The organism is Streptomyces sp. NPDC127084 (genome assembly GCF_042724175.1).
Classification (GTDB): Bacteria; Actinomycetota; Actinomycetes; order Streptomycetales; family Streptomycetaceae; genus Streptomyces.
In genome coordinates, this window is sequence record NZ_JBHXFA010000228.1 from 1 (window position 1) to 7,987 (window position 7,987).

9 protein-coding genes are annotated in these 7,987 nt (G+C 71.6%); 4 read left to right on the forward strand and 5 right to left on the reverse strand.

Features of this window, described 5'->3' with window-relative positions:
* Window positions 1-99 precede the first annotated feature (99 nt).
* Window positions 100-900 carry an enoyl-CoA hydratase/isomerase family protein gene (locus ACFWI9_RS31485; RefSeq protein ID WP_387167862.1) on the reverse strand — a complete coding sequence of 267 codons (801 nt, stop codon included), beginning with the start codon at window positions 898-900 and terminating at the stop codon, window positions 100-102.
* 350 nt (window positions 901-1,250) lie between these two features.
* On the opposite strand from ACFWI9_RS31485, the gene ACFWI9_RS31490 reads away from it, so the two are divergent.
* Window positions 1,251-1,418, forward strand: coding sequence for a DUF3117 domain-containing protein (locus tag ACFWI9_RS31490; RefSeq protein ID WP_003966491.1), 168 nt, complete (start codon window positions 1,251-1,253; stop codon window positions 1,416-1,418).
* Window positions 1,419-1,505: 87 nt separating this feature from the next.
* On the opposite strand, the gene ACFWI9_RS31495 is transcribed toward ACFWI9_RS31490, so the two are convergent.
* Together ACFWI9_RS31495 and ACFWI9_RS31500 are read right to left on the reverse strand one after the other, a co-directional pair.
* Entirely contained in the window at window positions 1,506-2,084 is a 579-nt protein-coding gene (locus ACFWI9_RS31495) for a DNA-3-methyladenine glycosylase I (RefSeq protein ID WP_387167865.1), read from the reverse strand.
* Entirely contained in the window at window positions 2,081-2,488 is a 408-nt protein-coding gene (locus ACFWI9_RS31500) for a DivIVA domain-containing protein (protein ID WP_387167868.1), read from the reverse strand. Before ACFWI9_RS31500 ends, ACFWI9_RS31495 begins: the two co-directional genes overlap by 4 nt.
* A gap of 112 nt (window positions 2,489-2,600) precedes the next feature.
* Here ACFWI9_RS31500 and folP point away from each other — a divergent pair, with 112 nt between their 5' ends.
* Window positions 2,601-3,473: a dihydropteroate synthase gene (gene folP, locus ACFWI9_RS31505; protein ID WP_387167871.1), complete on the forward strand. Its 873-nt coding sequence runs from the start codon at window positions 2,601-2,603 to the stop codon at window positions 3,471-3,473.
* Between the two features lie 91 nt (window positions 3,474-3,564).
* On the opposite strand, the gene ACFWI9_RS31510 is transcribed toward folP, so the two are convergent.
* On the reverse strand, window positions 3,565-4,347 hold the full coding sequence (locus ACFWI9_RS31510; protein WP_387167882.1) for a TIGR00730 family Rossman fold protein: 783 nt from the start codon (window positions 4,345-4,347) through the stop codon (window positions 3,565-3,567).
* Between the two features lie 122 nt (window positions 4,348-4,469).
* Window positions 4,470-5,549, reverse strand: coding sequence for a succinyl-diaminopimelate desuccinylase (dapE, locus tag ACFWI9_RS31515; RefSeq protein ID WP_387167873.1), 1,080 nt, complete (start codon window positions 5,547-5,549; stop codon window positions 4,470-4,472).
* Window positions 5,550-5,687: 138 nt separating this feature from the next.
* On the opposite strand from dapE, the gene ACFWI9_RS31520 reads away from it, so the two are divergent.
* Together ACFWI9_RS31520 and ACFWI9_RS31525 are read left to right on the forward strand one after the other, a co-directional pair.
* Entirely contained in the window at window positions 5,688-6,656 is a 969-nt protein-coding gene (locus tag ACFWI9_RS31520) for a hypothetical protein (protein WP_387167876.1), read from the forward strand.
* Between the two features lie 492 nt (window positions 6,657-7,148).
* Window positions 7,149-7,987 (forward strand): glycosyltransferase (locus ACFWI9_RS31525; RefSeq protein ID WP_387167879.1); only part of this gene is annotated, 839 nt, incomplete at its 3' end.

Below are 7,987 nucleotides of genomic sequence, written 5' to 3' on the forward strand. Positions count from 1 at the left end.
ACCTCGTAGTGGGCCTACTCGGTTGATTCGGCAACGCCGCGAGTCGCCGTGCCGGGCGTCGCGACGGGGCGAACGTTGCCTGACGCGGCACCAGGCCTTTCAGCGGCCCTGGTACCGGGGCTTCTCCTTGCTGAGGAATGCCTGGACGGCGATCCCGTGGTCCTCGGAGGCACCCGCCCGGCTCTGGAGTTCGTCCTCTTTCTCCAGCGTCTCGGCAAGCGAGTGCGAGGCGCCGAACGCCAGGGCCTCCTTGATCGCCGCATAGGCGACCGTCGGACCCTCCGCCAGCGCCCGGGCGACCGACTCGGCCTCCGTGGCGAGCTGGTCGGCCGGGACGAGACGGTTGGCGATACCCAGGTCGTACGCCTCCTGCGCCGAGATCGAGCGCGGGAAGAGCAGCAGGTCGGCGGCGCGGCTCGGGCCGATCAGGCGGGGCAGCGTCCAGGAGACGCCGGAGTCGGCGGCGAGCGCGACCCCCGCGAAAGCGGTGGTGAACTTCGCCGAGTCGGCGACCACCCGGTAGTCAGCGGCCAGCGCGAAGCCGAATCCGGCTCCGGCCGCGACTCCGTTCACCCCGGCGACCACCGGCTTACGCATCTCCGTGAGCGCACGCAGGATGGGGTTGTAGTGGTCATGCACCGTGCTCATGGTGAGGCTGGTGCCTGACTGCTTGTCGGACATCAGGTGGGTGACGTGCTCCTTGAGGTCCTGGCCCACACAGAACGCCTTGCCGGTGGCGGTCAGCAGCACCGCCCGTACGGCGGTGTCGTCGGCGGCGGCGCGCAGGCTGTCCCGGAGCGCCTCCTTGGCCTCGACGTTCATCGCGTTCATGGCCTCGGGCCGGTTGATCGTGATGGTTGCGAGTCCGTCGTTGACCTCGTACAGCACGGTGTCGGCCATGTCGTGTCCCCTTCGCGGCGTGCTTGTGTCGATCGTGATGATCGTGTCGGGGCCCAGCATGGCGGAGATCGCGCGGGCCGGACATACGCGCAGGTATGTGACCTGGGTCAAAGGGAACACCGGCGGAAACGCACAGCCCCGGTGAGAGCGCGAGGCGCAGTATCGCAGGCGGATCCCCGAATTGGGTGGTTTTGCGAAAGCGCGTTGCGTAAGCGATGCAGACCGATGTTGGTCATCGGGTCCCGCCATGCGGGATAATGACTAGGAAGCAATGTGTTCGATGCCGGTGAGCTGTGCCCACCCAGGGGCCGTCGGCTGACGATGAGCTGGTTTCAGGAAGGGGAACGAGCATGGCGGCCATGAAGCCGCGGACGGGCGATGGCCCGCTCGAGGTGACCAAGGAGGGGCGGGGCATCGTCATGCGCGTTCCGCTCGAAGGCGGCGGTCGGCTCGTCGTAGAGCTGACACCGGACGAGGCTGACGCCCTCGGTGACGCCCTCAAGAAGGTCGTCGGCTGACGCGGAACGCGCCCATACCTTTCTGTTTTTCCGCGATGCCCCGGCACGGTACGCCCGTGCCGGGGCATCGTCATGACGGCACGGCGGCTACCCGCGGCGGGCGGCGCAGTCGGCCAGGTGGTCGTCGACCAGGCCGCAGGCCTGCATGAGCGCGTACGCGGTGGTGGGGCCGATGAAGCGCAGTCCGCGCTTCTTGAGGTCCTTGGAGAGGGCCTTGGACTCGTCCGTGACAGCGGGCACGTCCGCCAGGACTCGCGGCACGGGGCGGGTCGCGGGGTCGGGAGCGTACGACCAGACGAGGGCGTCCAGCTCGCCTGGAGCCCACTCCACCAGCACCCGTGCGTTCGCCAGCGTCGCCTCGACCTTCGCGCGGTTGCGGATGATCCCGGGGTCGCCGAGCAGTCGCTCCTGGTCGGCCTCGGTGAAGCCCGCGACCGAGGCGATACGGAAGCCGTCGAAGGCCTTGCGGAAGGTCTCCCTGCGGCGCAGGATCGTGATCCAGGAGAGACCGGACTGGAACGCCTCCAGGCAGAGCCGCTCGAACAGGGCGTCGTCCCCGTGGACCGGGCGTCCCCATTCCTCGTCGTGGTAGGCGACGTAGTCCGGGGCCGACAGACCCCAGGGGCAGCGCAGCCGCCCGTCGGCGCCGGCGATCACGCCGCTCATCCCTGCTGCTCCTCGCCCGGCTCGGACTCAGGGCGCTTGTCGAACATGCCGCCCGCCCGCTCACCCGGGCCGGACTCCGGACGCCTGTCGAACGGAGCACCGCCCGCCTGCTGCCGCCCGGCCAGCGCCGACTCCAGCTCCATGATCCGCGCGTCCCGCTCGGCGAGCTCGGCGCCCAGCCGGTCGAGCACATCGTCCACATCGGCCATCCGGTATCCCCGGGGCGCCAGGGGCAGCCGCAGGGCCTCGACGTCGGCGCGCCCCACGGGCCGGCTCACCGGCAGCGGGTCCACGAGCTGCTCGGGGGCCGCGTCCGGAAGGATCTCGTTCCCCCCGCCGCCGACCACCGCGAGCGTGACCGCGGCGACGACCACGACCATCGCGATCAGCAAGAACAAGAACACAGCGCGCCTCTCCCCGGAGCAGGAAACCGTCTGCTGCCGATCGTGCCATGCGGCACCGGCGGTTAAGGTCGCAGGCGACGGTACGCGGGGAGGAAAGAGGAGGAAACAGGGGATGCGCAGCGGAAATCTGCGGCTGGGCCGACGCGAGTTCGACGCACGGGAACCGGTGGTCATGGCGATCGTGAACCGGACCCCGGACTCCTTCTACGACCAGGGCGCGACTTTCCGTGACGAGCCCGCGCTCGCCCGCGTGGAGCAGGCGGTGGCGGAGGGCGCCGCCATCGTCGACATCGGGGGCGTCAAGGCCGGTCCGGGTGAGGAGGTGTCGGCCGAGGAGGAGGCCCGCCGTACGGTGGGCTTCGTCGCCGAAGTCCGCCGCCGCTTCCCCGAAGTGGTGATCAGTGTGGACACCTGGCGGCACGATGTGGGGGCCGCCGTCTGCGAGGCTGGCGCCGACCTGCTCAATGACGCCTGGGGCGGGGTGGACCCGAAGCTGGCCGAGGTGGCCGCCCGCTACGACGTGGGCCTGGTGTGCACCCACGCCGGAGGGGCCGAACCGAGGACCCGCCCGCACCGTGTCGAGTACGAGGACGTCATGGCGGACATCCTGCGGGTGACGACCGCTCTCGCCGAACGGGCCGAGCGGCTCGGAGTGCGGAGGGACGCCATCCTCATCGACCCAGGCCATGACTTCGGCAAGAACACCCGGCACTCGCTGGAGGCGACCAGGCGCCTCGGTGAGATGGTCGACACGGGCTGGCCGGTGCTGGTGTCGCTGTCCAACAAGGACTTCGTCGGCGAGACCCTCGACCGCCCGGTCAAGGAGCGGCTGATCGGGACCCTCGCGACCACGGCCGTCTCGGCCTGGCTCGGCGCGCGGGTGTACCGCGTCCACGAGGTGGCCGAGACCCGCCAGGTGCTGGACATGGTCGCCTCCATCGCCGGGCATCGTCCCCCGGCCGTCGCCCGCCGCGGCCTGGCCTGAGCCCCTGGGCCCGCCGCGCGGGGCCGGACCTGGACCGGGCGGCCCGGCGCCGTGCGCGGTGCGAGTCCGAGCCGCCTGGCCGCGGCGCCCGTCAGGCCTCGTACCCCTCGAACGGCGCCGGGACGGGCGGGCCCGTCTCCTTGGTGACCAGCGCGACCGCCTCGTCCACGTCGTCCGTGACATGGAAGAGCAGCAGATCGTGCTCGGACGCCTTGCCCTGCGCGATCACGGTGTCCCGCAGCCACTCGACGAGGCCGCTCCAGTAGTCCGTGCCGAAGAGGACGATCGGGAAACGGGTCACCTTGCGGGTCTGGACGAGGGTGAGGGCCTCGAAAAGCTCGTCCAGGGTGCCGAGACCGCCGGGCAGGACGACGAACCCCTGCGCGTACTTCACGAACATCGTCTTGCGGACGAAGAAGTAGCGGAAGTTCACGCCGATATCCACGTGCGGGTTGAGCCCCTGTTCGAAGGGCAGCTCGATACCGAGCCCGACGGAGATCCCGCGGGCTTCACTCGCACCCTTGTTCGCGGCCTCCATCGACCCGGGTCCGCCGCCGGTGATCACGGCGAAACCCGCGTCGGCGAGCGCTCTGCCGATACGGATTCCCGCCTGGTACTCGGGGCTGCCGGGGGCGGTCCGGGCCGACCCGAAGACGCTGATGGCGCTGGGGAGTTCGGCGAGGGCGCCGAAGCCCTCCACGAACTCCGACTGGATGCGCATGACCCGCCAGGGATCGGTGTGCACCCACTCGGAGTCACCCTCGGTATCCAGCAGACGCTGGTCCGTGGTGCCGGGCTGGATCTGCTCCCTGCGGCGCAGCACCGGTCCGGTCCGCTGCTCCTCCGCCCGCTCCGCTTCCTCGGGGTTGCCCATGGCCTGCTCCCTCCGCTGCATGCTCGCATGCTCTTTCCTGGTCAGGGTAGGTCCACGAAGGTCGACTGGAGCTGAATTCCACAGGTCGGGCAAGAAGATCCGCGGCAGCGGGACAAGCGGGATCAGGCCGTGAGCCAGTTCCGTAGCCGCTCCTCGCAGTGCGTGATCCTGTCCACGGCCACATGCTCGTCCCGCTTGTGGGCGAGGAGCGCGTCTCCCGGCCCGTAGTTCACGGCGGGGACGCCCAGGGAGCTGAACCGCGAGACGTCGGTCCAGCCGAACTTGGGCTGGGCCGTGCCGCCCACGGCCGCCATGAACGCGGCGGCGGCCGGGTGGGAGAGCCCAGGCAGCGCACCGCCGGTGTGGTCGTCCACGATGAACTCGGCGACCCCGCAGTCCGCGAACACCTCGCGCACATGGGCCTCCGCCTCCGCCATCCCGCGGTCGGGGGCGTAGCGGTAGTTGACGACCACGGTGCACGCGTCGGGGATGACGTTGGTGGCGACACCGCCCTCGATGCCCACGGCGTTGAGTCCCTCGCGGTATTCGAGCCCGTCGATAACCGGACGGCGCGGCCCGTACGCGGCGAGCCTGGCCAGCACCGGCCCGGCGGCGTGGATCGCGTTGGACCCCATCCAGGAGCGCGCGGAGTGCGCGCGCTCCCCGGCCAGTCGCAGATGGACCCGCAGGGTCCCCTGGCAGCCGCCCTCGACCTGGGCGTCGGACGGCTCCAGCAGGACGGCGAAGTCGCCGTCGAGCCAGTCGGGGTGGGCCTCTGCCACATGCCCGAGTCCGTTGAGGTGCGCGGCGACCTCCTCGTTGTCGTAGAACACGAAGGTGAGGTCGCGGTTGGGGGCGGGGACGGTCGCCGCGATCCGCAGCTGCACGGCCACGCCCGATTTCATGTCGGAGGTTCCGCAGCCCCACAGCACACCGTTCTCGTCCAGTCGGGAGGGGAGGTTGTCGGCGATCGGCACGGTGTCGATGTGCCCGGCGAGTACGACCCGCTCGGCGCGGCCCAGCATGGTGCGGGCCACGACGTTGTTGCCGTGCCGGTCGACCGTGAGGTGCGGCAGCGCGCGCAGGGCCTCCTCGATCGCGTCGGCGAGGGGCTTCTCGTTTCCGCTGACCGAGGGGAAGTCGACGAGTCGGGCGGTGAGGGCCGGGGCGTCCAGACTGAGATCAAGCGCGGTTTCGGGCATGTCCCGACCCTAGCGTTCCGTTCGCCCCGACCCCCGGACGGTCCGGGGCCGTGGACGTCCGTGGACGCCCCCTGGGCCGCCCTCGCGGGCGGGTACGACCCTGGCGGGGTGGGCGGTCGGGGCCGGTACCTTTGGCGCGTGACCGAGACTGTCTCGAAAGCATCTCCCTCGCGGCTTGGCCGCCTGCTGCGCGCCGCCGCCGGGTTCGCGGTGCTGACGGCGCTCGTCGCGTATGTGGTCGTGCGGTACGTGAGCTGGGACGAGAGCACACCGGGGTGCGTCGTGCGTGCGGTCGACGGCCCTGACTCCGGTGCGGAATCGGAGACCTCGTTCGAGCTGACTCCGGAGATGGCGGCGAACGCCGCCACGATCTCCGCCGTGGGCACCGCCCGGGGGCTGCCGGAGCGCGCAGTGACCATCGCTCTGGCGACGGCCATGCAGGAGTCGATGCTGCTCAACATCAGCTACGGCGACCGGGACTCGATCGGGCTGTTCCAGCAGCGGCCCTCCATGGGCTGGGGCACCACTCGGCAGATCCTCGACCCGGTGTACTCGGCCGGGAAGTTCTACGAGCACCTGGCCGACGTGCCGGGCTATTCACGACTCCCGCTGACCGAGGCGGCCCAGCGGGTCCAGCGCAGCGGCCATCCGCACGCCTACGCCAAGCACGAGCAGGAGGCGGCGGCGCTCGCGGCTGCCCTCACCGGACGTGCGCCCGCCGCGCTGACCTGCACCACAGGGCAGCAGCCGGGAGCCGGTGACCCGGCGAAGGTGCGCGCCGAACTGATCCGGGCCTTCGGCGACGGTGTGCTGCCCGTGGCCGCCGGTTCGGGCCGCGCGGGCGCCCCGCGCACGGCCGGTTCCGGGGCCGAGCTGAGGCTGCCGGTGATCATGACGTCGGGCGGCGGCGCCAAGGCGGCGGCGAAGACGCGGCGGGGCTGGGAGCTGGCGCACTGGGCGGTGGCACAGGCGGATGCGCTGCGTATCGCCGAGGTCTCGTACGGGGACCGGGTGTGGGTCGCGGGCGAGGCGTACGAGGGCTGGCAGCGGGTGGGGCGGGCCGCGGGCGGTGCCGCCGGCGAGGTCAGGATCCGGGTCGATCAGTAGGGCCTGATGGATGGCTCTGTTCCCGCGGTTCCGCCGTCTGGCTCAGGGCCCCGCTCAGTCCTCCGTTCGGTCCGGATGACGGGTGGCCGGATCGGCCGGGGTGGCCGGATCGGCCAGGGCAAACCGGACGGACCGGCTCCCCGGGGCCCTCTGACAGGCCATCCGCGTGTGCCGGACGGTCCACTTTCCGGGGTCGGGCATTTGTCCGGGACCTCGCCCGGAAGGAGTCACCGCCGATGCGTCGGGCGCTGTCCACCGGACACGTTCGGCGGCGTTCGACGCAACCCGTCGCTGCCCTTGCGTCAAAGGGGAAGTGACGGTTCAGCAGACTGTCTGGACCGGCATTGTTCGCCCGTTTTTGTCCCCGGCTGATTATGCGATGCATTACCGACTCTTTACCTTGGCCTACCGCACCATCCCCGCCCCGCGAGCGGTTGTCATGGCGTCCGATCGCCCAACAGGCAACACAATCGTTCTCGTCGAAGGAGCACCATGTCCCTCCCCCTGACCCGTCGGATCGCCCGTGCCGCGCTGCTCGTCGCAGCCGGTGCAGCTCCCGTGGTCGGTGCGGCCGGCTCCGCGAGCGCCGTGGACCTCGCGCCCACCCATGACCTGGGCGGCGGGCTGACCCAGCTCGACGGCGTCGCGGTCGGCGACGCCACGGACGGTACGGCACAGAAGGCCACCGCGACGGCGCAGGAGGCCGGCGGGAAGCTGGTCGGCACTGCGCTCCCGGTCGCGCGCGGCACCTTCGCCGAGACAGCCCGAACCGGCGCCCCCGCCGTCCAGGAGACCGCCGGACAGGCCGTCGACTCCTCGACCGCCCTGATGGGCGAGACCGGGGCCACGGCGGTCTCACAGGGCCTGCCCGCGGCCGAGGCACTGGCCGCCGGTGTGCCGGACGCGGGCACCACGCTGCCCGCCGACGCACTCCCCGCGGACCCGATGGCGACCACGCCGATCCCCGCCCACACCCTCCCGGCCCCGGGGCTCCCCACCGACACGCTCCCGGCCGCCACCCCCGCGGTCCCCGCAGCCCCGCTTCCGGAGAGCGTGCTCCCCGCCACCCCGGCGGTTCCCGGCGCTCCGGTGAGCGTGCTGCCCGTCGACTCCCTCCCGGAGACCGGGCTCCCCGCCGCCCGCGTCATCGGCGAGACCCAGATCGTCGCCGCCGCCGACCGCCTCATCGCCAACACGGCGGAGGAGGCCGACGAACTCGTACGGCACTACGCGGCCGACCCCGCGAAGGTCGCCGTGGTCCACCCGGGCGTGAACCTCGAACGCTTCCGCCCGGCGGACGGCCGCGCGGCGGCCCGCGCCCGCCTCGGACA

Bases quoted from the DNA above. Each gene is read 5' to 3' on its own strand.
- ACFWI9_RS31485 (WP_387167862.1), bottom strand. From the start codon at position 900: ATGGCCGACACCGTGCTGTACGAGGTCAACGACGGACTCGCAACCATC.
- ACFWI9_RS31490 (WP_003966491.1), top strand. From the start codon at position 1,251: ATGGCGGCCATGAAGCCGCGGACGGGCGATGGCCCGCTCGAGGTGACC.
- ACFWI9_RS31495 (WP_387167865.1), bottom strand. From the start codon at position 2,084: ATGAGCGGCGTGATCGCCGGCGCCGACGGGCGGCTGCGCTGCCCCTGG.
- folP (WP_387167871.1), top strand. From the start codon at position 2,601: ATGCGCAGCGGAAATCTGCGGCTGGGCCGACGCGAGTTCGACGCACGG.
- ACFWI9_RS31510 (WP_387167882.1), bottom strand. From the start codon at position 4,347: ATGGGCAACCCCGAGGAAGCGGAGCGGGCGGAGGAGCAGCGGACCGGA.
- dapE (WP_387167873.1), bottom strand. From the start codon at position 5,549: ATGCCCGAAACCGCGCTTGATCTCAGTCTGGACGCCCCGGCCCTCACC.